This is a genomic window from Methanosarcina barkeri MS (assembly GCF_000970025.1).
Lineage (GTDB): Archaea > Halobacteriota > Methanosarcinia > Methanosarcinales > Methanosarcinaceae > Methanosarcina > Methanosarcina barkeri.
Genome location: NZ_CP009528.1, coordinates 3,787,696 through 3,810,526 on the forward strand (window position 1 = coordinate 3,787,696; position 22,831 = coordinate 3,810,526).

A 22,831-nucleotide genomic window follows, 5' to 3' on the forward strand; every position below is an offset into this window, starting at 1 on the left:
GGCCCACCACCAATCAGTTGATATTTTTCAATATTTAACTCACTCTTATTTCTACTTTATGTGCCTCAATTTTTTTTACAACCTGATTTTTTCCTGCTTTCTTTCTGACGGAAAATTTCCAATGGTGAGATATTCGGGACGGAGAGGTCCTGCCCTGCCTGATAGCCGTAGAGTTCCTGAAATTCCACAGCAAAGGAATGCATAAAAAGGGCATTTGGGATATCCATTGGACAGAGTTCTTCGCATTGTCCGCAGTTGATACAGGAATCTGCAACAAGAGAATAGCGTAGTGCATGAAAGGCAAAGGATGGAGGAACCTTTCCAGGGGTGATAGTAAAGTCTGATACTTTTGTTCCGGACAGGGCAGGACATACTTCAATGCAGGTATAGCACTTGATGCAACGTGAAGTCTCATCCACAAGCTGTTTCAGGCGGGTTTTTCCTTCCCCTAACGACTGAAAATCTTTTTCTCTCCAGCCCTCGGCCAGCTTCAGCATCGACTTTTCGATTTTCCCCCGAATCTCCACACCTTTTGGGACAGGGGGAAAAGTTTCAACCACGCCTGCAGTTTTTGCCTGTTTAAGTAGTTCTGCGCCTTTTGCGCTGCATACCTCAACAAAGGTTGCTTCCATACCCATAACGCCCCATTCTCCACAGGCAAGATCAGCCTGCCTTGGAATTTTCAGTTTGCAGCGCCTGCAGTTACTTCTTCTTCCAAAGTTTGCCTCTTCCAATTTGTCTATGGGTATAGAAAACTCCTCTTCAGGAGTTTCAACGATAAACTTCCCCTTAGCAATCCTTTCCTTTTTAACCAAGTCAGGGTTAACTGCAAACGTTTCTACAATCATCTTCCTTGCCATTTCCGGACTTATTGAGCCTCCGCAGTTTAGCCCAAGCATGAGGACATTTTCCAGCCTGACTTCTCCCCGCTTTGCAAGCTCATAAAGACCCATGACATCGCATCCTTTCAGGGCGACTGCAATTTTCAGGTTCTCTGCCTTTTCCAGGTACTTGCTGAAAAGCCTGGACAGAAGAAGGGTCCCGAAATGCAGGGAACCCGAAATTTCCGAAATTTCTGCCGGGTCCGTAATCAGCACAGGTACAGCATCATAGATGTCGGCTCCTTTCCTGACCCCGAGCACCGCATCCACACTTCCGCTTTCCAGTGCAAATTTCAATAGAGCTGAAACCGCACCGCCTGACTCACCTTTTTCCAGTAATTTCTGGTCACAAGCCTGGACATAAAACATGTCTCCTTCTGACGGTTTCAAAGCTGTCCCTCCAAAAGTTTACTTTCTTGAGGTTCTATTTTCTCAATTTTTACCGCACACGCCTTGTACTCCGGAATCTTTGCCACGGGGTCGAGAGCCCCGTTAGTCAGCAGGTTGGCTGCACATTCCTTAAAATGAAAAGGTATGAAGACAACCCCGGGTTTTATGTCTTCTGTGACCATTGAAGGGATTTCGATCTTCCCTCTCCGGGAAAGTACGCGGACTTTTTCTCGGTTGCGGATTCCCAACTTTTTTGCATCTTTAGGATTAAGCTCCACCCAGCCAGTTCTGACTTCGGAAGCAAGGGTTTTCGACCTGCGAGTCATAGTCCCTGTATGCCAGTGCCAGATGTTTCTTCCTGTAGTAAGAATGAAAGGATATTCCACATCCGGGACTTCGGCTGGGGGCTTCCATTCAATACCAGAAAACTCCGCCAGCCCATCAGAGGTGGAAAATTTTTCGGTATGCAGGATTGGAGTTCCTGGATGAGTTTTATCCGGGCAGGGCCACTGAAGAGAGTCAGGTTTTTCAAGGCGCTCATAGCTCATGCCTCCATACTGAGGGGTAACCTTTGAGATTTCCTCAAAAATCTCTGCTTCGTTCATGTAGGAAAATTGAGGCCCGTACCCCATACACCCGGCAAGTTCGCAAATGATGCGCCAGTCTGCCTTAGCATCTCCCGGAGGGTCTACAGCTTTCCTGATCCGCTGCACTCGACGTTCAGTATTGGTCTGGGTCCCGTTCTTTTCTGCATAACAAGCCGCAGGCAAGACAACATCAGCAAGATTTGCAGTCTCGCTCAGGAAAATATCCTGCACGACCAGAAAGTCCAGTTGCTTCATGGCTTTTCTCACCTTGTTTAGATCCGGGTCCGAGAGCATGAAATTTTCTCCCATAACATACATGCACTTCACAGTCGATGTTCCTTCTGCAAGCTGTTCCATCAGCTCCGTAACCGTAAGCCCAGGGGCTTTCGGAAGTCCGCTCACCCCCCAGATAGATTCCATTTTCCTGTGGTTTTTCGGATCTGCAACCTTCTGGTAGCCAGGATATACATCCGGCAAGCAGCCCATGTCACATGCTCCCTGTACATTATTTTGCCCTCGCAGTGGGTTGACACCTCCACCTGGAACTCCGAGGTTTCCGGTTAGAAGCATCAAGTTTGCCGTGGACCTCACGTTGTCAACTCCCACCGTATGTTGGGTGATACCCATTGAATAAATGAGAGCCGATGGTTTTGATTGGGCAATCCACTCGGCTGCGGTTTTTAAGTCATCCTCTGGCACCCCTGTGATTTTTGAGACGTTGGGCAGGGAATAGATCTCCTGCATAACCACGGATTTCATTTCCTCATAATTTTTAGTCCTTTTTGAGATAAATGCCGAATCTTCCCAGCCATTTTCTATAATATGGTGCATGAGTCCATTTAGGAGGGCAACGTCCGTGCCTGAATACATAGAAAGATGTAGATCTGCCTGTTTTGCCGTGGGCGTGCAACGAGGGTCTGCACAGACTATTTTAGCCCCCTTCTTTTTTGCAAGCATTACTCTTCTTCCAATGAGTGGGTGCTGCTCGAGGGTATTGCTGCCAATAATGAAAATGCATTTAGACTCTTCAATGTCCAAGATGGAATTCGTCATGGCTCCCGAGCCGAAAACTGCGGCAAGGCCAGCGACTGTAGAGGAATGACAGAGCCTTGCGCAGTGGTCAACGTTAGAAGTCTTAAGGACAACACGGGCGAATTTCTGCATAAGGTAGTTTTCTTCGTTCGAGGTTCTTGCTGAAGAGAGGCAAACAATTTCTTCAGGGAGAAAAGTCATGAATCTCCCTGCTATAAGGGCCAGGGCTTCTTCCCAACTTGTCTCTACAAGCTGCCCGTTTTCCCTCACCAGCGGCTTTACAAGTCTGTCCTTGCTATGGATGAACTCATAAGCGTATCTGCCCTTTTGACAGAGCTTTCCTGCATTAACTGGAGCCCGGTGCCAGGGCTCAATGCCTACAGCTCTCCCATCTTTTACCACAATGTTAAACCCACATCCTGTCCCACAGTAAGGACAAGTCGTGTGCACATATTTCAATTCCATGTTTCCGTTTTCTCCTGAATACATTGGTATGTTCTGGTAAAATGATGGTTCATTAATGATAAGCTGATATTTTTCTAAACAATTCACATACCCGTATCTGCTTTCTTGCGGACTTCATAGTACTCCAGGCAAAATTGCAGGCATTGATTCCTCTTGCTTAAATGCAGATTGGAGAAAACCAGTCTGAGTTTTTCCTTCTTTTATTTTTTCAAAAAGCTGTTTTAAGGTATCTTCATTACTCTGAGTGAATTTAAATGGGGAATCAAGGAACGGTTCAAAGTAAATAGGCACATCATCAAGCCTGTAGAAAGTCCCTTCACACTCTATGGAGTCAACTACTCCCGGAAGCACAATATCTGAGATAGACGTAGTTGGACAGGGAATTGTATCCAGGCAAATCAAAGGAATTTCTGAAAGGTAAGCTGCACAGTCAGGGGGAATCTGACTCAAAAGATCAGAACACATTACAAAAGCTGCATCCACGTCTTTTTCTCGAAGCAAATCTACGGTTGTGAATTCTCCAGGGTTGTAACGTGGATATCCACGCATGAAGTCAAGCCCAAAGGGATACCCATACATGTAAGAAGCAACCTGGCTAAAACCTGCCGCGTTGCAGCGACTGCGGATAACTCCAATGGTAAATTTGGAATAATTGTTCAGCTCTTTCACAAAGTTCATGGCAATTTCAATATTCCTGTACTTCCCAGGAGATGAAGACAGTCCAACTCCTACTGAGATAGTCCCAAAATTGCAGTTCTTCATTATACCGAGCATCTCTTCCATAACAGAAATCGGAACTCCTGTAATCTCCTCTACGGAATGATGAGGAGTTTTTCCATGTAAAAGCGTCAAGAGCGCGCTTATTAGCTCATAGTCGGAGTCCGGTTTAAGCTGCACATGCAGGTCAGAAGCTTTAGCAGTTAGAGTTTTTCTTGGGTCTACAGTAATGATTGTCCTGTCAAAACGCCCGCGTTTGGTCCAGTAACCTCTTGGGAAAACCCCATATCTGGACATCTGCCTGGGCATGGATTCAAGTGGATTTGTTCCCCAGTAAACCAAAAGGTCGGCCCTGTTTTTCTTCTGCCCTTCAGTTGCACCGACTTTTCCGGCTTCCTGAGTTCCCATTACTGTGGCCCCATTGCCAGTTGTATCTACAATTGCACCCAGATATTCCCCTATCATAAGCCCCACTTCATGTGCTTCACAGGAAGTTTCGCTGCCTATGGAAATCAGTGGACGCTTAGCCGAAGACAGGATGTCTGCAGCTATTTGAAGGGCTCCGTCCCAGGAAACCGGCCTTAATTTTCCTCCGAACTTTAGAAGAGGCTGTTTAAACCTTTGGGGACTTGTAACCTCATTAAATCTGGAAATTCCCATCTTGCATACATTTTTAGCTTCAATCTTTCCACCCTTGATTTCAACCTGGATATCGTCGCAGGCAGCCCCACAGACAGGACAGACTATATTTTTGTGGATCATACTCACTGTTCTCCGACATAAAATTTTGATATTGTATATTCAGTACACTTTTCAGAAAAAATCGACAGCAACATCTCGTCTTTCATTTAACTTACCTCTCAACATTGTTCTGTACACTGCACAGCAGTTCGTTTTCATGCTAATGAACAGTGAACAATAATTTCACAGCACTGTACCATTTTTATGAACTAGTACTTCAATGTCAACAGGTTTTCAGGAATATGCCTTTTCCCTGCATTCTGGAAGACGGGTGGGGGAATTCAGGAGAGAACATACCTTTCCAGATCCCAATAGAAAAAAACCATGTTCAGATTTTTTGCTGTTATTTACCAGTTAGTAGATTTCCAGACCTACATTTGTTACCAGTAAACTACATTCTATTTCAAATTCATACGATTAATATAAAGAATTTGTATTGAGAAATAAATTTGTAACTCAGATATAAATATATCGGCGCTTCACTGTTTTGAGCGGAAATTTTATGTTCCCATTCAGAAGTTGACAATAGATAAAAAACTGACCTTATTAAGTTCATAAGGTTCATATGTAGATATGGTTATATAGTAGTTAATAGGAATATAACTTCCGTCTTAAATAGAGGATCAAATATGAAACTAAGCGCACGCAACGTCTTAGAAGGTAAGGTCAAAAGCATTATCCCCGAAATGGTAAACTCTGAAATCGTAATAGAATTACCAGGAGGAACAGAAAATCACTTTCATTATCACAAAAACATCAGCTGAAAGTCTGAACTTAAAAGTAGGAAGTGAGGTCTACGCAGCATTCAAGGCCTCAGGTGTGACGATAGCCACAGACTAACTGCTTATTTTTCATCATCAATTGATGATGAGAAAGTATAGTCAAAAACAATTAATTTCGCATTCCGCAGAAGTGCAAAAAAGCTACCTGGTAACATCAACACTCGTTTAAAAAGAGATAAAAAAGTATTATAGTTATACATACCTGTGCATGTCTGTGCATGTCTGGAATGTCTGGAATGTCTGGAATGTCTATGCATGTCTGGAATGTCTGTGCACACCTACGTACGTCTACATACATCTGCGTAACCTGGATCTGGCTCAATATATTTAAAAAAAGTTTTACATGTATCATCATGTTCTGGATACTTAACTTCATAATGCAGAATATCACGCGAAAAATTTGATTATTGAGCATCAGTATAAATAAACTCCTAAAAATAATAGATTGATTCATATGCATTTATTTTATATATGACTTAAGTGATTGAAGCTTTTTTATAAAAATAAATCATAACTTATCTTCATGCAATAAGAGAAATTAGCCAAAAAATTGTTAAGTTGAAATAAATAAACCTATAATAAATAGAGTAAATTTTATTACATCAACTTTACCGGTTTTGAATAAATGAATATGGAGAAAAACAAAAAAGTGATTATACTACCGAGAGTTCATTGTTCTCGATTCTGAGTTCAACCGCGTAAGTACTTAATTATAATAATATTTTGAGTAGGTGTAATCGTGAGAAAAGAACTGATAGTTCTGCTAGTAGTATTAGGCGTATTCCTTGCAATAGGATGTACTGGTAATGGAAATGAAGCTACAAACGAAACGAGCACTCCAGTCGCAAATGAAACGGGTGCCCCAGTCGCAAATGAAACTTCGGTTTCTGGGCAGAACCCTGACGCTATAACAGTATCTGCAGCTGCCAGCCTTACCGAAGCCTTTACGGATATGGAATCCCAGTTTGAAACCGAAAACCCTGGCACAGATGTGAATTTAAATTTTGCAGGGTCAGGGAGTCTACGTCAGCAGATTGAAGGAGGAGCTCCAGTTGATGTTTTTGCTTCGGCTAACCAGAACCACATGGACATACTTGCCAATGAGACCCTTATCGACAACAGTACAAGGGAAGACTTTGCTGAGAATTCCCTTGTGCTCATAGTCCCTGCAAACAGCAACCTCAATATAACTGGAATAAAAGACCTGACAGCCTCAGATGTGGGAAAAATCAGCATTGGAAATCCAGAAACTGCCCCTGTAGGCAAATATACAACTCAGGCATTGACCGAAGCAGGCCTCTGGGACCAGTTAAAAGATAAGACTATACTTGCCGAAGATGTCAAACAAGTACTTACATATGTGGAAAGAGGAGAAGTAGATGCAGGCTTTGTGTATATGACCGATGCAAAGACCGCAGACCCCGGAACTATAAATATCGTTGCTACTGTCCCTGTAAATACTTCTATCAGTTATCCTATAGCTGTGGTTTCTGATTCCGATAACAAAGAAGAGGCACAGGAATTCGTGGATTTCGTAACTGGAGAAGAAGGACAGAAAATACTGGAAAAATACGGATTTACTCCAGAATCCGAATAAAAAATAAGTTAAAAACAAAAAATGATCTACATGATGGACAAGATATGGTTTCCTTTATCCCTTACGCTCTGGGTAGCCGCCATATCGTCTATTCTTGTACTTTGCAGTGGCGTAACCATAGCTTACGTGTTTGCAAGGCGTGATTTTAGGGGAAAATGGCTTGCGGAACTATTCGTGACCCTTCCCCTTGTCCTCCCTCCCACTGTAATTGGTTACCTTCTTGTGATCCTGGTGGGAAGAAATGGGGTTCTTGGGCAGACGATTTTCAATGTTCTGGGAACCGGGGTCATGTTTACCTGGCAGGCAGCAGTTATTGCGGCGTATACTGTTTCCCTTCCCCTCATGGTACATACCGCGAAAGCTGCCATTGAAGGAGTAGACAGGGAAATAGAGTACGCTGCCTATATCCTTGGAAAAAGTGAATTTGAGACTGTTCTGCAAATAACACTTCCTCTTGCAAAAAAGGGAATACTGGCAGGACTGATACTCAGTTTTGCCAGGGCTATTGGAGAATTCGGGGCAACCCTCATGCTGGCAGGAAATATCCCGGGAAAAACGAACACAATGTCGATTTCAATATACAGCGCATTTCAGGCAGGCAATAACGAACTTGCCAATCTGCTTGTGTTGATCCTGGTCTTTATGTCCTTGCTGACCATTGCACTGACCGGCAGATTCGTAGAAAAACTTGAGGTATGAGATTGGGCATAAAAGTTGACCTTAAAAAACAGTATAAAGAAGCTGAAATCAATGGAAAAAAAAGTACTAAGAAAGCTTTTACAAGTACTAAGAAAGCTTTTACGTTAGATATCAGCTTTGAGATGGGAAACGAACTTGTCGTACTTTTTGGGCCTTCAGGATCAGGAAAGACCACGTTGTTCAAATGTATTTCAGGTATCACGGAACCTGATGATGGAAAAATAACTGTGGGAAGTAAAGTTTACTACGACAAAAACCAGAAAATTAACCTGCCCATCCAGAAACGCAATCTTGGCTATGTTTTTCAGAACTATACCCTCTTTCCTCACATGAATGTTAGAAAAAACATAGAATGCGGCCTCAAAGGCTGGGAAAAAGAGGACAAGGAAGTGAGGGTTGCAGAAATGCTGAATCTTATCCATATTGAGGAACTGGAAAACCGTTACCCTTCGCAGTTATCAGGTGGGCAGAAGCAGAGAGTTGCTCTGGCAAGGGCTCTTGCCCCCAAACCAGGGATTCTGCTTCTGGATGAACCCTTTTCCGCACTTGATATGGGAATAAGAACCAAACTTGCCGAAAGAATAAAAAATCTGCAAAACAAGATCGGAATACCATTGCTATTCATTACCCACAACTTTGAAGAAGCTTTCCTGCTGGCTGATAGAATTCTTATCTTATATGAGGGGAATGCACAGCAGTTCGGAACCCCGGAAGAAATCTTATATCACCCTGAAAACCGGCATGTAGCAGACCTCACAGGTTTATCAAACATTTTTGATGAAGCTAAAGTAGAAAGGTATGATGAAGAATCAAAAAATATAATATTAAAAAGTGGGGATATGAGAATAAAAGTAAAATCTCAAAACCTCAAACCTGGAGATAAAGTTTCCTGGGGAATATATCCCGAGAACATAACTCTTCTTTCACCGGATTCTGGTCCTGAAAATCAGAGTGAAAACATCTATTCTGCGCATGTCAATAGTATCATCAATAAAGGACCAAAAAAACGAATCACATTTAAGCTTGTCAGACAAAACAAAACTCTGATTGCAGAAGTTCCTGCACAGTTTGTTGATTCCATGAAGCTTTATGCAGGTGGTTTATGCCTAGTTAAACTGGAAACGAGTAAAGTGGTGGCATTCCGTAGCTTATAACTCGAAATTAACACGTAGATTAAAACTGGAAAATAACACATCTATTCTAACATATTCTATTTTGAGCAAGACATTTACATTCAATTTCTTAAAATTAAACTCTTATTTCCAGAAAAACATGATTTCTTGCCGTTAAGTATTTAATAGAGGAAAGATATTTGGGTATCCTTGTAAAGGGGCTGTGGCCTAGCCCGGCATGGCGATGGGCTCCAGCGGATAAATGATGAACAACGGGTATACTGAGTCTTTCCCGACGGGGTAAGATAATGAGGAACCGTTGGAGCACTGATAGATGCTCACCAGAAAACTGTATAAGCAGTTGTTCGGAGATACCCGTCGATCGTGAGTTCGAATCTCACCAGCCCCACGTTTTTTCTTTAATTTTACTTCTTTATACATATTCTTTTAAAATTCTTCTCCATACACATTTTTTAGTGTTTCCTTTTACGCTTATTCATTTTAGTGTTCATGTTTGTGCTGATTTATTACTGTTCCTCTTGTACTAATTATTTTAGCACTCCATTTTGTACTAATTATTTTAGCACTCCATTTTGTACTGATTCACTTAACACTCATTTTTGTACTGATTCACTTAACACTTAAATGCTAATAAACACTAATTCGGCGCTCAAGGATCTAACATTTTTATACTTCAAGAAGAGGAGAGTTTTAAGAAGTAATACTTTACATAGCTCCCCAAAAATTAATACTCTGCAAGTCAATCTTCTTCTACCTGCTCAAACTTACAAAAACCTGCTCAACAGCAAGTGAGGTTCTTATTTTGAGACGCGAAAAAGAAGAAATAGCTGTCCTTGTCAGAGCCACTCCTGAAAAAAGTAAAAAAGATGGGGACGGACATGCCGTTGGAGTTATCGGCATCAATAAACATGGAGAACTGCTCAGGCTCTACCCCCTGGGATTCAGATACGGGGAAGGATTGGTTGATTTTCGAAAGAATGACCTGCTTGAGGTCACGGTTACTAAACCTGAGCACGATGTCAGGTGGGAAAGCAGGAAAGTCCTCAGTCATATAAACCTGGAAAAGCCCCTTAAAGAAAGAGAAATAAAAGAGCTTGTCCTGCCGCTCGTAACATCTATTGAAAAGCTGAATCTCGAAGGAGCAAGCCTTGGAGTAGTAAAGCCTGAAATCCTGGATTTAGAGATAAAGGTTAACAGCACTGAAGTTTATGACCGGCAGCAGTATTTTAACCTCATAGGAGATTTTCTGGAAAAAGGGGAAAAATCCGCCCGAGTGCCTGTCGAGATAAAGTTTTTCTTCATGTGTAAGGTAGAAGAGGCCTGCAGGGGGCATAAAATAATCCTGCTCGACTGGGAATTCAATGAAACCGTACGGAACATTATAAGAGAGGAACAGGAACCGGCAGCCATAGAAAGAAAAATAGAAGAGTATTTCTCGAACCTCATGAAAGAAAAGGAACTTTACTTCATCATGGGAACGCATTTCACGTATGGGACCTGGATGATAACAGGGCTTTTCTGCCCGGAAAAAAACGGTAAGCTTCAAAGCAGTCTTTCCGGATTTTAAAAACAACATGAGAAAAGAAAAATTGGTTAGAAAGTTAGAAAAAATGAAGAGAAGATTGATCTAAGATACGCTCTAAACTTAATCATTAACCTAACCAAATAATGAACCTAATTAAATAATTGACTTAGGTAAGTAATTAACTTAGGTAAATAACTAACTTAAATAAATAATCAACCTGGTTAAATAATTAACACATTTAAATAACTAACCGAACTCAGTTATAGAATTTCTAATCCTTCAAGCTCTTTTTCCAAAAAAGCTTCCAACCTATCCATACCTTCCTTTATATTATCGATGCTGTTGGCATAGGAGAACCGCAGATAACCTTCTGCCCCGTTTCCGAAATCGATTCCGGGTGTAACTGCAACGCCTGCTTCGTTAAGAATACGGCGGCTCAGTTCCAGAGAGTCGCTACCGTACCTGCGAGCGTCGGCAAGGACATAAAAGGCTCCCATCGGCTCTTTGCGGACTTCAAGACCCATTCCGATAAGCCTTTTCAACATGTACTGGCGACGTTTGTTGTAAGTACAAACCATCTCGTCGACGTGATCCTGCGGACCTTTAAGGGCTGCGATTCCTGCCTCCTGGACAAAGGAATTGGCGCAGATGAAAAAGTTCTGGTGAATTTTCTGAATTGCACGGACGCATTCAGGAGGACAGATAATATAGCCGAGCCTCCAGCCGGTCATAGCATATAATTTGGAAAAGCCATTAAGGACAAAGGCGTTCTTTGTGTATTCCAGAATAGTATGATCGTCACCGCCATAAATCAAACCCTGGTATATCTCGTCCGAAACAATAGGAATTCTTTTTTCATCCGCGATCTTGGCAAGACCCTGTAAGTTTTCCGGAGACATGACATGCCCTCCAGGATTTGAAGGACTATTAATCAGGATGGCTTTAGTATTCGGGCTCAGGCACTGCCTTACGGTTTTCGGTTCCAGGGCAAACCCGTTTGCCTCGCTTGTGTAAACAAAAACAGGAGTTCCACCCAGGTATTTCACGAAGTTAGGATAGCAGGCATAATGGGGGTTTGACATTATAACTTCGTCCCTTTTCTCAAGCAGAGCCATAAACACAATCAAAAGAGCCGGACTTGTGCCGGATGTTACAATAATCTGGTCCGGACTCAGTTTGACTCCGAACTTCTGCTGGTAGGATTCGACGATTGCCTCTCTGAGCGAAGGAAGTCCCTGACTGTGAGTGTATTTTGTGGCGCCCCGGCGAATGGCAGCACAGGCAGCTTCACAGATATGGGGAGCTGTAGGGAAATCAGGCTCTCCTACCTCAAGGTGGATTATGTGTCTTCCCTCAGCTTCCAGAGCCTGGGCACTTTCCAGCACTTCCATCACATAGAAAGGAGGGATATCTTCAGATTTTTTTGATAAGATGCATTCGGAATTTATTGAAAACATAGAAGACCTTCTGAAAATCAATTATTGTGAGAGGAGCTGAAATAAAAGCAAGTAACACTGTTGATGTTATATCTGAAACTGCGTATGCTTTCAAGATTTAAATATTCTATGGGAAAAAACAAAATCAGAACTGAGAAAATATAAATAAAAAAGTCGAATCCTGAGAAGCCTGAAATGGAAAAAGATAACACTGGAGAAAACAGAGAAAAAAATTAGTTCCTGGTATGAAATCAGTTTATAAGACCGAAAACAGTTTATAAAATAGCTTAATTTCTTGGCATGATTTTTTCGAGAACTTTTACATCCAGATCACTCCAGCCCTGGCTTTCAAGTATTTTCGCAAAATCTCGCTGGAAAACCTGGAACTTTTCAAGATTTTCAGGAATAATATTAAGGAAGTCATAGTCTCCATATGCCCCTGCAAAAAAGGAAGAAACCGTTTCCTCAAGCTTTTCCTCTATTCTCTGGGGATACCAGAACCCATCCCGTGAGAGCAAGACAAGGTTTGGATCTGGAACCGGTACATCTTCAGAGTAAATAAAAAACCCTATGGAAACCTCTTCCCCGTATTTTGCAAGAACCAGTTTATTCTCAAACCCGGATTTCTGAAGCTTAAGGAACCATTCGCCCTTCAAAAGATCAGAAACTTCATTGATAACACCATGGACCTTGAGTATTTTTTCTGCCATCTGCTGTATCTCCAGGATGAAGTTTTTACGTTGCTCTTCAGGCATCTCAAGACAGGACATACAGCCTTCACCGGCCGGAACCCCAGCATACTGAACCTCTTCTTTACCGAGTTTTTTCGATTCTTTGGAATTTCCTTCAGATTCTTTTTCTGCTTCCCGCTGAACATCGGGAACAGTATGCCATATCTTATTTTCAGGATCTTCTACCGTAACTCGCACCCCATATAGTATATAGTGACTACTCGTGAACTACCTTTCCCTATCTGATCCGGCTTCGCCAGATCATCTGAGTGAGAAGCTTCCCGAAGGTCATTAGGCCCAAAAAGAAATACCTAATGTTCCTTTCCTTCATTCCCCTCTCTACCGAGAGCGAGTCCAGAGGCTCTACCCCGCGTTCCGCAGGTGAAGAAATGTCAAAGTGAGATATGAGCATGATATACTTGAGATGCGTATAGCTTCTACCTTTCCGTAGCTTGAATTTCCCAATCCCTTTGGGTATTTTCAAAATAGCTACCATGTTCTCCAACTCCTCATCTTGGTTTTCGCATTTTGGTAGTGGTGTCAGTAGCATATATAATTAGACGGTAAAGTAGAAATAGCCATGCAGAATCAATAACAAAAGAAGGCAAGGAACTTGACGGCTCCCATCCCTCCCTGTCCGATCCGGAAAAACGGATCTACCGAGGAAGGGTTTTCTCGCCTTCAGAAGATATATATTAGGTACTACAACCCTTTTCACAAGCCGTTAAACAAATTGCTTGCAAGCCTTTTGAAAAAAGGCTTGAGCGAAAAAACCTAGCAACGTTTAAGTTTGATAACTTTATCCCCAAACCCTATAGGCGTGATCAACCGGCGCAACGGTTGCGGTTCAACGGTTGCGGTTCAACAGTTGCGGCTCAAGTCGAAATAGTTACTTTAAGCGTTCAGCTCTTCTGAAAAGGTTTTCAGGAGAGCGGTCCACTTCGTCACAGATGATCCTGTGGGGAATTGAGCCCGGAAGAATAGAGCAGGTCTGATTGTCCGTGCCCCGAAGCCCCCAGGTTTCGTCCGTGAGCAGGAAGTAGGAGTTTTCAAGCCTAACACCTTTTGCTTCCAGCGAAGAGAGAAAACGCGGGTCAGACAAGTCTTTCCTTATTTCTTCTGCGACTTTTACCTGCGTGCCCGGACCTCCTTTTTTAATTAGATAAAACCGGTCATTCGAGAGGATTTTATCCATTGTACGGATAATCAACCTGTAGCAGGTCTTTTTATTCGTGGATTTCTCGTTGACTTTCTCCAGATAAAAGATATTACGCCCATTTTGAGCAATATCGGAAAGAATGTCTTCTCTCCGGGAAAAAGACACCACTTCACAGGTGGGGATATTCAGGAAAAATACCGGAAATTTTTTAGATAAACTGTCTGCAATTGCCTGATTTACCTTTTCGCGTGGAATATATTCAAAATTAATGCTGAGATCCGGAAATTTCTTTTCGATTTCCGGCTTTTCCTTCTGGAAAACTTTTACGGCCTCAGTAGAATCATTATAAATGGTAATGTCCCTATCGCTTTCTGAAAAAATTTTAGAAAGAGTTACAGCGAAAGAAAGGGCCTTAAGTTCACAGTCAAGATTATTTTTAGGGGCACCGGGGACCTTTGTTGTAGACTGGTGGATCTGCTTGCCGTCCCGGAGCACAGTACAACCAATATAAGAGTCTTCGCCTTCATTAAAGGAAGAATCACAGTAAACCTCAAACATACTTATTTTCACCTGTTCAGTAGAAGATTTCATTGCAAACTGGATTAAAACGTAGGCCAAATGTATAAACAGTAATCTTACAAGATGGGCTACAAGATGGCAAATTAATAATTATGGCTATTGATAAAATATGATATTAGAAATATATAACTTATAAGTAAAATAAAAAATCAGGGTAAATGGAAGATAAGCTGGAAGAAAAACCAGGAAAGTAGAAAGAAACGTATCCTCTTCAAATTTAATGGAGTTTCAACTACCAAACAAATAGAATAGTTGTTCCATTTTCCCTTATCATATTTTAAAGTGAAAAAAACAGAATGAAGAGGTTGAATTCCTCAAGACAAAGACCCAGAAGCTTCGAGATGAAATCAACTTACTCAAAGGTGAAAAAGCCAAACCTAAGATTCTTAGTTCTAAAAAGAATGAAAATATTTCTTCTGAAAAAAAAGACAAAATCGAAAACATCATAGAGAAAAGAACCTAAATTTAAACTGGACAAAATAGAGATTCATCAAGTTGAGATATGTAAAGTTGATAGATCCATTTTACCCGGAGATGCGTATCCTAAAGGTTATAGGGATGTAATAGTTCAAGATATATTCATAAAGCCTTTGAACACAAACTACAGGATAGAGATTTTATTCTATTTCAGAACATAAAACGTATCCAGGTGAACTTCCAGGTAGTATAAAGGGTAAATTTGGTCATGGAATCAAATTTCTGATAATCACTCTTAACCATGTTGCTAATGTTTTAGAGCCAAAATTAATGCTGAAGCATTTGATCTGATGAAAACGTTTAATGTTTCCAAAATCTGGATGGAAAAGCTTTCTTCTTGTAAAAACAACATATTCAACGACGAGGGAATACATCGAAAGATGTGTCGAAAAATGCGTCGAAAAATGGATTGTATTTTTTTGCGTAGTGGATATAAAACTACTAGGAAGAAGGTTCCTTGAAGCCTGTGCAATTGCAACTATCATGACAGCAAAGAAACTGGGGATAAGTGCATATCAGTACATATGTGATAGAGTCGACAGTACATTTGAGATGCATCTCTGGCTCAACTAATCAGAAAAAAAGCTCATAGAATGGAAATTAAGGAATTTCCACTCAAATATGAAGAGGATACACATTTATTAATTTATCACTATTTTTTATTTTTAATATAATACCTAATTTTTACTAATTTTTTCTTTTACTATTTTTTTATATTTGTTCTCTTTAAACTTCTTTTCAATACTACATCTTGTTAATTTTTTATCATTAATTACTCTTGGTATATATTTTGCAGATTATATTCAACGTTAACAAAATTCGAAAGTTTTATGTATTATTTTTAGTATTATAAGTAACACTAAAAAATACTATACATATATTTTGTATTACCCATTAAATAATATTTTCTGTCAAGTGCTATTTTTATGGCCAGATTATGAAGACATTAATTTAATAAATTTGGAGAAAAAAAGCATGATAAAATCAGGTATAACAAATCTAAGGAGAATAAGCCCAAAATTCATTTATCTTGTTTTCCTGACAGCCCTTGTTTTGTCCCTTGGATCTGTTCCAGGAATGGCAGCTGAAGGTTGTCACTGTAACTCGAATTTAATGGGTCAGGTCTTTGCTGCAGCCGAAACAGATCTCGGAGCTGTTGGACCACAAAACACACTTATTATTACGGATATAGGCTCTCCTGCAGAGTCTTATGTTTTCCTGGATGATTTCTACTCAGAGTTTAATAACAGGAATCTTCTGTACACAAAAAATCTCCTCACTGTCGAGAACTCAAGAAATAGTCCCCTATGGTTTGCATTTTTCAATAAATGCAGCGGGAAATGTACTTATATCGAGGTCTCTTACGGAAACGAAAGTAATATTAGTTACAAGGTAACTGAAAACATAAACTTTGATAAGCTTTCGAAAACCAATGAATCGAGAGATGCATGGAGTGAAAAGGTAAACAATTCGGTATTTAACGGACACGAGTTTGCTGTTCTTACAATAGCTAATGCTTGGGCTACCGGAAAGCTCGACTATGAGCTTATGCAGTGCCTAGAACTGCACAATCATTTCTGTCCAGGAGTTTCCAGCGGTTACGTGCTTGCAAACTGGATGGAAGAAAACTATCCGCTTAAAGAAGGCGTGAGTTACACGGTTTTCTCCTGCCCTAACTGGTGCAAAGACGATGTTTTCGTAAAGCGCTGGGATGTGACTCCGGGAACAGGAGGTATCTGGGTCTCAGCATTAACGGATGACGAAACAGAAGCTCTTGGAGGTTCTCCTGCAGGCATCTTCGTGGTAAAGGATAAAAATGCCGGAACTATGAAAGCAGTAGTCCTCGGATTTGACTTTGACGTTGTCAATGCGAACTGTGGTGCAAAAGACACTGATCCGGGATGGGTCTCGAAATATTTAGCTGATCTCTGGCTTATGGATAAGGAAAATTGGGACACAGAAGGACTTGTTTCAGTAATTTCAGTAATGGATATCGATGCCGATACCCTGAGCGAAATGAAGCTGGCAGATAATAATCCTTATGTGGTTCTTGGGCTTCTTAATTCCACAGAGAGTACTCAGCCCTCGGAAAACTAAGCTAGTGAAATAGGCAATAAACTAAATGATTTAAACCCACAAAAAGTTTAATCAGGTATGTTTGAGGATTCCAGTAATCCTCATACCTTCCTCTTTCTCTTCCTTTTTTATTTTTTGTTGTTCGGACATTTTTCCTGAAATCCGTTTACTATCTTTCTGGCATGTTCCAATCTTCGAGTTTTTGACTGTTATGCATTTAGGTTATAGGGTAGAGTTATAGAATTATTTATTACCTAAACGCACATGAAATTCTTCTAATACAGGCACAAAGAAATGAAAGTACTTGAAAGAACTTTCATACCAAACGGAATTCTGATTAATAACACAGAATTCTTCATTATCAGAATAGGATTCCTTATATCAGGATAGGATTCCTTATTATCAGGATAGGATTCTTTATTATCAGGATAGGATTCTTTATTATCAGGATAGGATTCCTTATTAATAACTAATTATTTACTTATATAGGAGTTACGCAGTTGGCTCCTAGCATATTGTTTTTTCCAAACTTTCAAATATTTGAATTAATTTAACGTGTATTGGGGATTCCTTAAGTATTCTGTCACTGCCACTCTTCTAATTTTCATAGCACTTTCAAACCAGGATATTCCACTTTTGATTCTTTGTAATTCCAGTCTAAGAAAAGCTCTTAATGAGAACATTATATGTGCTCTTTGTGATTCTTCCTTTCTTGCCTGACATTTTTCGACACCACAGAACTGTTTTATTCCCCTATGATATTCCTCAATTTTCCATGACTTCTTTGCCAAATCTTCACGTTTTGCTTCATCCATCTCTTGCACATCTGTAACCCAGTGTTGCGTGTCTCCATTTTTTGAAACTATCCTAAACACCTTTACAAATCCATATGCTTTGAGGTGAACCACACGTCCTTTTGGAGGAATATCTACTGTTTCAAGTGGCACATTTCCCTTGTTGTCAGGATTTACCAAACGATTATTTTTCAATCTTGTAAGGAAATGCCACTCTTTCTGTCTAATGGCTTTAAGGTTTTTCACACTTGCATACCATGTATCAAATAAAACGAATTTGGGATTAAAACCACGTTCTTCGGCCTTGTCAAGCATATCACGGAAATGGTCATTCTTTGTTTTGTCGTCTACATCGATGTTATAAATTCGAAAATCGATAGGTATAACGGTTGTACCGTCAGTCCAAACTAAGGTAACCAGGCCTATTCCCTTTACAGTACGATGATGTTTTCCACTCCACATACGACGAACAAAAGCAATTTCTTCTGCGTATGGTTTATCTAATGTTGAATCATCAACAATTAGGTATCCTCCCTTAAGCTTGACATAACTTTTTACTTCCTCCCATAGTGCTTCCGTGTCTGGAGGTTGCCTTTGAAGGCAACGAGTAAAAGCATCATGAGAAGGAGCATTAGCTATGTCTGGATAACATCTAGCAGCTTCAGTACAGCTAAAAACGTTAGAAGCCGCAATGAGAAAATTAATGTAGTCAATGTCGGTACACTTAGGTGGATTTATGTCCATAACTCCGTACGTTTTTAGAGAAACACTAAGCCATAAGTATATTTATAAAGATATCAAGTTTTCGGCATTTTAACTGCGTAAGTCCTATTATAGATATATCCCAACAGCCAAAAAAGAGTTAATACCATGCTTGAAAAACTGAAAACCTCACTCATTAATTCTCCTATGATCAAGCGAGGAGAATACAACTACTTTATCCATCCGATATCTGATGGTGTACCGTCCATAGACCCCCATATGGTTGAAGAGATCGCCGAATATATTCTTCAGATTACCGACATTAAAAAAGTCGATACTATTCTTACAATAGAAGCCATGGGTATTCCTGTGGCAAATGCCCTTTCTATGAAAACAGGAATTCCTTTGACCATTGTTCGAAAGCGGCCTTATTTTCTTGAAGGAGAAGTGGAACTTTCTCAGAGAACAGGGTACTCGAAAGGAGCTCTTTATATAAATGGACTCAAAAAAGGGGACAGAGTAATTATTGTAGACGACGTCATCAGTACCGGCGGAACGCTGATGGCACTCGTAAAAGCCCTGAAGACTATGGGTGTAGAGATTCTGGACGTAATTTCCGTTATCGGACGAGGGAACGGTTATTTGCAATTAAAGGAGCTCGGGGTTGAACCCAAGATTCTCGTTACGATCGACGTGAGCGAGAAAGGTGTGGAGATTAAGAATGTCTTTGGGAACGAGTGACGCTTTTGACTTAAGGCCTGACTATATTATCAGTGTGATAAATAAGCTTGGTGCAAAAATCGTAGGTTTCCAGTTTCCTGAAGGGCTCAAAAGAAAAGGTCCGGAGCTCGCAAAAAAAGTTGAAGAAGCCACCGGGGCTGAGATTATCATATCTGGAGACCCATGTTTTGGGGCATGCGACCTGGATAAAACTTTACTTGAGCAGGTTGATATTCTTTTCCACTTCGGGCATGCCGAGCTGGAGGATACGAAATTTTCCGAAAGGGTCTATTTCATAGAAACGCGTTCTGCAGTTGACATCCGGCCGGTTGTTGAAAAGGCTGTCTCTGAACTTAAGGGGCAGGTTATAGGACTGATTACTACTGTCCAGCATGTACACAAGCTCCCTGAAGCCTGTGATGTCCTGGAGGCAAATGGAAAGACCTGCGTAATCGGGAAAGGAGACTCCAGGCTAGCATATCCGGGCCAGGTACTTGGCTGCAATTTTTCTACAGCAAGGAACGAAGTATGTGATGAATATTTATATATTGGAAGTGGAGATTTCCATCCTTTAGGTGTAGCTCTTTCCACAAAAAAAAGGGTCCTTGCAGCCGATCCATTTTCCGGAGAAGTTCGCGAGGTGGACCCTTCAAGAATCCTCCGCCAGCGGAGCGCGGTAATTGCAAAATCACTGGATGCCAAGGTTTTCGGGATAATTATATCGAGCAAAAACGGGCAGGAAAGAATGGAGCTGGCTTTCTCGTTGAAAGCGCTTGCCAGAAAGCACGGAAAAGCGGCACACCTTATCCTGATTGATCTTGTCACTCCGGATCAACTTCTTCAATTCAAAGTAGACGCTTTCGTGAATACTGCCTGCCCAAGGCTTGCAATCGATGAAGTTGGGCGTTTTCCTTCCCCAATGCTTACGCCTCAGGAATTTGAGATAGTGCTTGGAGAGAGGGAATGGGAAAAACTTGTACTTGATGAGATTACCGAGGAGCCAATATAACTTTTTAAATGTTGGTTATGTCTAGGTAATAAATTCAGGTCTAAATATTAAGCTAAAATATATAAATAAAGGATTGAAATTATGCAAATCGAAAATTTAAGTAGATGAAATGAAACAGAGAAAACTTGAGATACTCCTGGAAGAGTTGGAAGACTTTTCCAGTCCTGAACTTGAGCTGGAGCAGTACCAGACACCTCCTCTTTTAGCTGCGGAAATTCTTCACTTTGCTTACATGCAGGGAGATCTTGATGATTCGGTACAGGATCTGGGCTGTGGTACTGGAATCCTTGCAATCGGAGCAAAGCTTCTGGGAGCCAAAAAAGTTATAGGTTATGATACGGATCCAAAAGCACTTGAGACCGCAAGAAAAAATGCTCGAAAACTTGGAGTAGGAATCGAGTTCGTATTATCAGATGTTGCCGACATAAAAGAATGCGTAAAAACCACGGTTATGAACCCTCCTTTCGGAGCAAGAGTGAAAGGCAGAGACCGGCCTTTTCTTTCGTCAGCATTAAGAACAAGTGAAGTGATATATTCAATTCACAACCGCGGAAGCCTTGCTTTTATCCAAAAGTTCATTAAGCCTGCAGTCATTACACACTCCTACGTTGCGAAATTCCCTATAAAACGCACCTTTGATTTTCATAAAAAAGAACGAGAGGTTATTGAGGTCGAAATCTATAGGATTAAGGTCTCAGGATAATACAGACGCAAGCACCGTTTAAGGCATCAGATTTTATAGCATCGGTGCAGGACTTCACCTCAAAAAGCGAGCTATTACACTGCTTATAATAAGTATGCCTGTGTATTACAAGCTATATGGTGCGTCAATAAGGGCATAAGTGGCAGATAATAGGAATATGATAACATATCTACTCTATTGAGATTGATTATCTGTCAATTAAATGTGCCAGTATCCAATTGAATGGTTGCCAGCACTCCATGTTATTGATAGTTACTGTGATTACGATTTATATCGACTACTAACGCTAGTCCAAATGAGGGATCATGATTAGAATTAGAAAAAGTAAAACTACGAGAAAAAAATTGACTGGCCCGAGTGAAGGAAAGCCGGTTGCTGAAAATGTAACTCAAATTGCTTCCGAAAGCAGAGACCAGTTCAAAGGCCGATCGAGAGATCAGTTTAAAACCCCAAGGGAACAGGTTAAAAATCAACCAAGAGAGCAGCCCAGAGAATATAAGAGCCAATCAAGAGATCACTTCAGGGGACGCCCCAGAGATCAGTTTAAAGGTAAGTCCAGGGCTCAGTCAAAGGACCAGTTCAGAGGAGACCAGGGCAAGAAAAGAAGATTCCCTTACCAGAAAAAAGGCTCCAGGGAAAGATCGAATATGCCTGAACCCGGAGCTCCCCACGAAACCGAGACTCCTGAAGAAGAGCTTGAAAAAGGAGGTTTTGTGCTTCCTGGAGAGCTTGTGGGAACGACTGAAGAGTTCAAGCCTGGGGAAGGAACAAACGTGTCTGCTGGAGATATTTACTCTACAGCTACTGGCACCGTAATTATTGACAGGAAAGCAAGAGTAATCTCAGTCAGGCCACGCACGCTCACTCCGAATATTCTTAAAGTAGGGGATATTGTCTATGGAAAGATAACTGATGTGCGCGAATCCGGGGCAATAGTGGAAGTTGCAGGAATTGAAGGCAAAGAAAACAGGGAAATTGTCAATGTGCGTTTGGGAGACATCCATGTATCGAACGTGCGGGACTCTTACGTTAAGAGACTTTCAGACGAGTTCAGACACTTTGATATAGTCAAGGCCAGAGTTCTCGACACTGAAAGAATTCGCCTTACAACAGCTGAAGATTCCCTAGGAGTTGTAAAAGCCTACTGTTCAAACTGCAAAGGAGAACTTGTGCTTGAAGGGAAAAAGCTTAAATGCCCCGTCTGCAATATGACCGAAACTCGCAAAATCTCAACCGAGTACGGGAAAGGGGTAAAATAATTTCTTTCTCCTGCAGGTATGGTTTCTGCACAATAAATTACCAGTAAATCATATTACTCACACTTACAGGTGGTCACCAATGGAACTGAACATTATCTCCAAAACAGACAATGAGCTTGAAGTCAAGCTCAAAGGCGAAACACATACCCTTCTCAATATACTTAAGGATCTTCTGATTAAAGACCAGAGGGTTGAGATTGCCTTCTATGATATGAAATACGTAAGTATCAGTGACCCGATCCTTTACATCAAAACCGATGGTACAGACCCTATTGAGGTCTTAAAGGACGCTGCTTCGAAAATAATAGATCAGTGCGACGAATTTACTGATGTCTTTGGCAAGGCAGTAAACGCCTGAAGTATCTGAAAAATAGTGCATAACGTCTGTTAAAGGCGTTTTGCTTTCTTTTTCCGGAAAATCCGGAATCTTTCCAGCAGGGGTTCTTGATAGTTATTAACAAGCTTTTGCTATCTTAAAATTAAAGGTAGTTTTGGAATACTTTTTTATGAATCGATGCGTAATCCAGATTAAACAAGAAATCTTAAACACGAAGTAGGGTAAAAGCATAAACTGAATTGAGTAATTTCGATTCATTTTAGTTCAGAAGTATATCCTGCATCTGCAACTTAAAAATCA

General features: G+C 40.9%; 20 protein-coding genes and 1 tRNA gene. 13 read left to right on the forward strand and 8 right to left on the reverse strand.

The window, feature by feature from the left end; genetic code table 11:
* Window positions 1-65: 65 nt before the first annotated feature.
* The 3 genes from MSBRM_RS15325 to MSBRM_RS15335 all read right to left on the reverse strand — a co-directional run bounded on the left by MSBRM_RS15325 (window position 66) and on the right by MSBRM_RS15335 (window position 4,834).
* A complete protein-coding gene (locus MSBRM_RS15325) occupies window positions 66-1,271 on the reverse strand; it encodes a Coenzyme F420 hydrogenase/dehydrogenase, beta subunit C-terminal domain (protein ID WP_080941582.1) in 1,206 nt (401 codons plus the stop codon).
* Window positions 1,268-3,355 (reverse strand): formate dehydrogenase subunit alpha, encoded by a 2,088-nt coding sequence (gene fdhF / locus MSBRM_RS15330; protein WP_048123534.1) that lies wholly within the window; start codon window positions 3,353-3,355, stop codon window positions 1,268-1,270. Before fdhF ends, MSBRM_RS15325 begins: the two co-directional genes overlap by 4 nt.
* 114 nt (window positions 3,356-3,469) lie before the next feature.
* Window positions 3,470-4,834 carry a formylmethanofuran dehydrogenase subunit B gene (locus tag MSBRM_RS15335; RefSeq protein WP_048121634.1) on the reverse strand — a complete coding sequence of 455 codons (1,365 nt, stop codon included), beginning with the start codon at window positions 4,832-4,834 and terminating at the stop codon, window positions 3,470-3,472.
* Window positions 4,835-5,581: 747 nt separating this feature from the next.
* Between MSBRM_RS15335 and MSBRM_RS21510 the strand changes: the two genes are divergently transcribed.
* The 6 genes from MSBRM_RS21510 to MSBRM_RS15360 all read left to right on the forward strand — a co-directional run bounded on the left by MSBRM_RS21510 (window position 5,582) and on the right by MSBRM_RS15360 (window position 10,591).
* Window positions 5,582-5,653 (forward strand): hypothetical protein, encoded by a 72-nt coding sequence (locus MSBRM_RS21510; RefSeq protein ID WP_230629361.1) that lies wholly within the window; start codon window positions 5,582-5,584, stop codon window positions 5,651-5,653.
* Between the two features lie 681 nt (window positions 5,654-6,334).
* On the forward strand, window positions 6,335-7,192 hold the full coding sequence (modA, locus tag MSBRM_RS15345; RefSeq protein ID WP_048121638.1) for a molybdate ABC transporter substrate-binding protein: 858 nt from the start codon (window positions 6,335-6,337) through the stop codon (window positions 7,190-7,192).
* A gap of 21 nt (window positions 7,193-7,213) precedes the next feature.
* Window positions 7,214-7,891 carry a molybdate ABC transporter permease subunit gene (gene modB / locus MSBRM_RS15350; RefSeq protein WP_048121639.1) on the forward strand — a complete coding sequence of 226 codons (678 nt, stop codon included), beginning with the start codon at window positions 7,214-7,216 and terminating at the stop codon, window positions 7,889-7,891.
* Window positions 7,888-9,045 carry an ABC transporter ATP-binding protein gene (locus MSBRM_RS15355; RefSeq protein ID WP_052712917.1) on the forward strand — a complete coding sequence of 386 codons (1,158 nt, stop codon included), beginning with the start codon at window positions 7,888-7,890 and terminating at the stop codon, window positions 9,043-9,045. Before modB ends, MSBRM_RS15355 begins: the two co-directional genes overlap by 4 nt.
* 175 nt (window positions 9,046-9,220) lie before the next feature.
* Window positions 9,221-9,412 (forward strand) — tRNA-Trp (locus MSBRM_RS20620).
* Between the two features lie 414 nt (window positions 9,413-9,826).
* Entirely contained in the window at window positions 9,827-10,591 is a 765-nt protein-coding gene (locus tag MSBRM_RS15360; RefSeq protein WP_048121643.1) for a hypothetical protein, read from the forward strand.
* A 218-nt stretch (window positions 10,592-10,809) separates the two neighbouring features.
* Here the strand turns inward: MSBRM_RS15360 and MSBRM_RS15365 are convergent, their stop codons facing one another.
* The 4 genes from MSBRM_RS15365 to MSBRM_RS15380 form a co-directional block, all read right to left on the reverse strand.
* Window positions 10,810-12,006 carry a pyridoxal phosphate-dependent aminotransferase gene (locus tag MSBRM_RS15365; RefSeq protein ID WP_048121645.1) on the reverse strand — a complete coding sequence of 399 codons (1,197 nt, stop codon included), beginning with the start codon at window positions 12,004-12,006 and terminating at the stop codon, window positions 10,810-10,812.
* 266 nt (window positions 12,007-12,272) lie between these two features.
* On the reverse strand, window positions 12,273-12,914 hold the full coding sequence (locus tag MSBRM_RS15370; protein ID WP_048121646.1) for a hypothetical protein: 642 nt from the start codon (window positions 12,912-12,914) through the stop codon (window positions 12,273-12,275).
* Between the two features lie 40 nt (window positions 12,915-12,954).
* Window positions 12,955-13,212: a hypothetical protein gene (locus MSBRM_RS15375; RefSeq protein ID WP_048121648.1), complete on the reverse strand. Its 258-nt coding sequence runs from the start codon at window positions 13,210-13,212 to the stop codon at window positions 12,955-12,957.
* Between the two features lie 393 nt (window positions 13,213-13,605).
* Window positions 13,606-14,433 carry a ribonuclease H family protein gene (locus tag MSBRM_RS15380; protein WP_048121649.1) on the reverse strand — a complete coding sequence of 276 codons (828 nt, stop codon included), beginning with the start codon at window positions 14,431-14,433 and terminating at the stop codon, window positions 13,606-13,608.
* Between the two features lie 801 nt (window positions 14,434-15,234).
* On the opposite strand from MSBRM_RS15380, the gene MSBRM_RS15385 reads away from it, so the two are divergent.
* Both MSBRM_RS15385 and MSBRM_RS15390 read left to right on the forward strand, forming a co-directional pair.
* Window positions 15,235-15,504 (forward strand): hypothetical protein, encoded by a 270-nt coding sequence (locus MSBRM_RS15385; protein ID WP_048121652.1) that lies wholly within the window; start codon window positions 15,235-15,237, stop codon window positions 15,502-15,504.
* 402 nt (window positions 15,505-15,906) lie between these two features.
* On the forward strand, window positions 15,907-17,028 hold the full coding sequence (locus MSBRM_RS15390) for an FmdE family protein (protein WP_048156212.1): 1,122 nt from the start codon (window positions 15,907-15,909) through the stop codon (window positions 17,026-17,028).
* Between the two features lie 524 nt (window positions 17,029-17,552).
* Here the strand turns inward: MSBRM_RS15390 and MSBRM_RS15395 are convergent.
* The gene (locus MSBRM_RS15395) at window positions 17,553-18,545 is read right to left on the reverse strand and encodes an IS701 family transposase (protein ID WP_048155834.1); all 993 of its coding nucleotides are present in this window, start codon (window positions 18,543-18,545) and stop codon (window positions 17,553-17,555) included.
* Window positions 18,546-18,671: 126 nt separating this feature from the next.
* Here MSBRM_RS15395 and hpt point away from each other — a divergent pair, with 126 nt between their 5' ends.
* The 5 genes from hpt (at window position 18,672) to MSBRM_RS15420 (ending at window position 22,552) form a co-directional block, all read left to right on the forward strand.
* On the forward strand, window positions 18,672-19,244 hold the full coding sequence (hpt, locus tag MSBRM_RS15400) for a hypoxanthine/guanine phosphoribosyltransferase (protein WP_048156215.1): 573 nt from the start codon (window positions 18,672-18,674) through the stop codon (window positions 19,242-19,244).
* The gene (gene dph2 / locus MSBRM_RS15405) at window positions 19,225-20,232 is read left to right on the forward strand and encodes a diphthamide biosynthesis enzyme Dph2 (RefSeq protein ID WP_048121658.1); all 1,008 of its coding nucleotides are present in this window, start codon (window positions 19,225-19,227) and stop codon (window positions 20,230-20,232) included. Before hpt ends, dph2 begins: the two co-directional genes overlap by 20 nt.
* 109 nt (window positions 20,233-20,341) lie before the next feature.
* Entirely contained in the window at window positions 20,342-20,935 is a 594-nt protein-coding gene (locus MSBRM_RS15410; protein ID WP_048121660.1) for an METTL5 family protein, read from the forward strand.
* 344 nt (window positions 20,936-21,279) lie between these two features.
* Window positions 21,280-22,194, forward strand: coding sequence for an exosome complex RNA-binding protein Csl4 (locus MSBRM_RS15415; RefSeq protein ID WP_230668921.1), 915 nt, complete (start codon window positions 21,280-21,282; stop codon window positions 22,192-22,194).
* A 79-nt stretch (window positions 22,195-22,273) separates the two neighbouring features.
* On the forward strand, window positions 22,274-22,552 hold the full coding sequence (locus tag MSBRM_RS15420) for a DNA-directed RNA polymerase subunit L (protein ID WP_048121664.1): 279 nt from the start codon (window positions 22,274-22,276) through the stop codon (window positions 22,550-22,552).
* Window positions 22,553-22,831 lie beyond the last annotated feature (279 nt).

Bases quoted from the DNA above. Each gene is read 5' to 3' on its own strand.
- MSBRM_RS15420 (WP_048121664.1), top strand. From the start codon at position 22,274: ATGGAACTGAACATTATCTCCAAAACAGACAATGAGCTTGAAGTCAAG.
- fdhF (WP_048123534.1), bottom strand. From the start codon at position 3,355: ATGGAATTGAAATATGTGCACACGACTTGTCCTTACTGTGGGACAGGA.
- MSBRM_RS15385 (WP_048121652.1), top strand. From the start codon at position 15,235: ATGTTTCCAAAATCTGGATGGAAAAGCTTTCTTCTTGTAAAAACAACA.
- MSBRM_RS15390 (WP_048156212.1), top strand. From the start codon at position 15,907: ATGATAAAATCAGGTATAACAAATCTAAGGAGAATAAGCCCAAAATTC.
- MSBRM_RS15410 (WP_048121660.1), top strand. From the start codon at position 20,342: ATGAAACAGAGAAAACTTGAGATACTCCTGGAAGAGTTGGAAGACTTT.
- MSBRM_RS15380 (WP_048121649.1), bottom strand. From the start codon at position 14,433: ATGTTTGAGGTTTACTGTGATTCTTCCTTTAATGAAGGCGAAGACTCT.
- dph2 (WP_048121658.1), top strand. From the start codon at position 19,225: ATGTCTTTGGGAACGAGTGACGCTTTTGACTTAAGGCCTGACTATATT.
- MSBRM_RS15365 (WP_048121645.1), bottom strand. From the start codon at position 12,006: ATGTTTTCAATAAATTCCGAATGCATCTTATCAAAAAAATCTGAAGAT.
- MSBRM_RS15375 (WP_048121648.1), bottom strand. From the start codon at position 13,212: ATGGTAGCTATTTTGAAAATACCCAAAGGGATTGGGAAATTCAAGCTA.
- hpt (WP_048156215.1), top strand. From the start codon at position 18,672: ATGCTTGAAAAACTGAAAACCTCACTCATTAATTCTCCTATGATCAAG.
- MSBRM_RS15335 (WP_048121634.1), bottom strand. From the start codon at position 4,834: ATGATCCACAAAAATATAGTCTGTCCTGTCTGTGGGGCTGCCTGCGAC.
- MSBRM_RS15355 (WP_052712917.1), top strand. From the start codon at position 7,888: ATGAGATTGGGCATAAAAGTTGACCTTAAAAAACAGTATAAAGAAGCT.
- modB (WP_048121639.1), top strand. From the start codon at position 7,214: ATGATCTACATGATGGACAAGATATGGTTTCCTTTATCCCTTACGCTC.
- MSBRM_RS15395 (WP_048155834.1), bottom strand. From the start codon at position 18,545: ATGGACATAAATCCACCTAAGTGTACCGACATTGACTACATTAATTTT.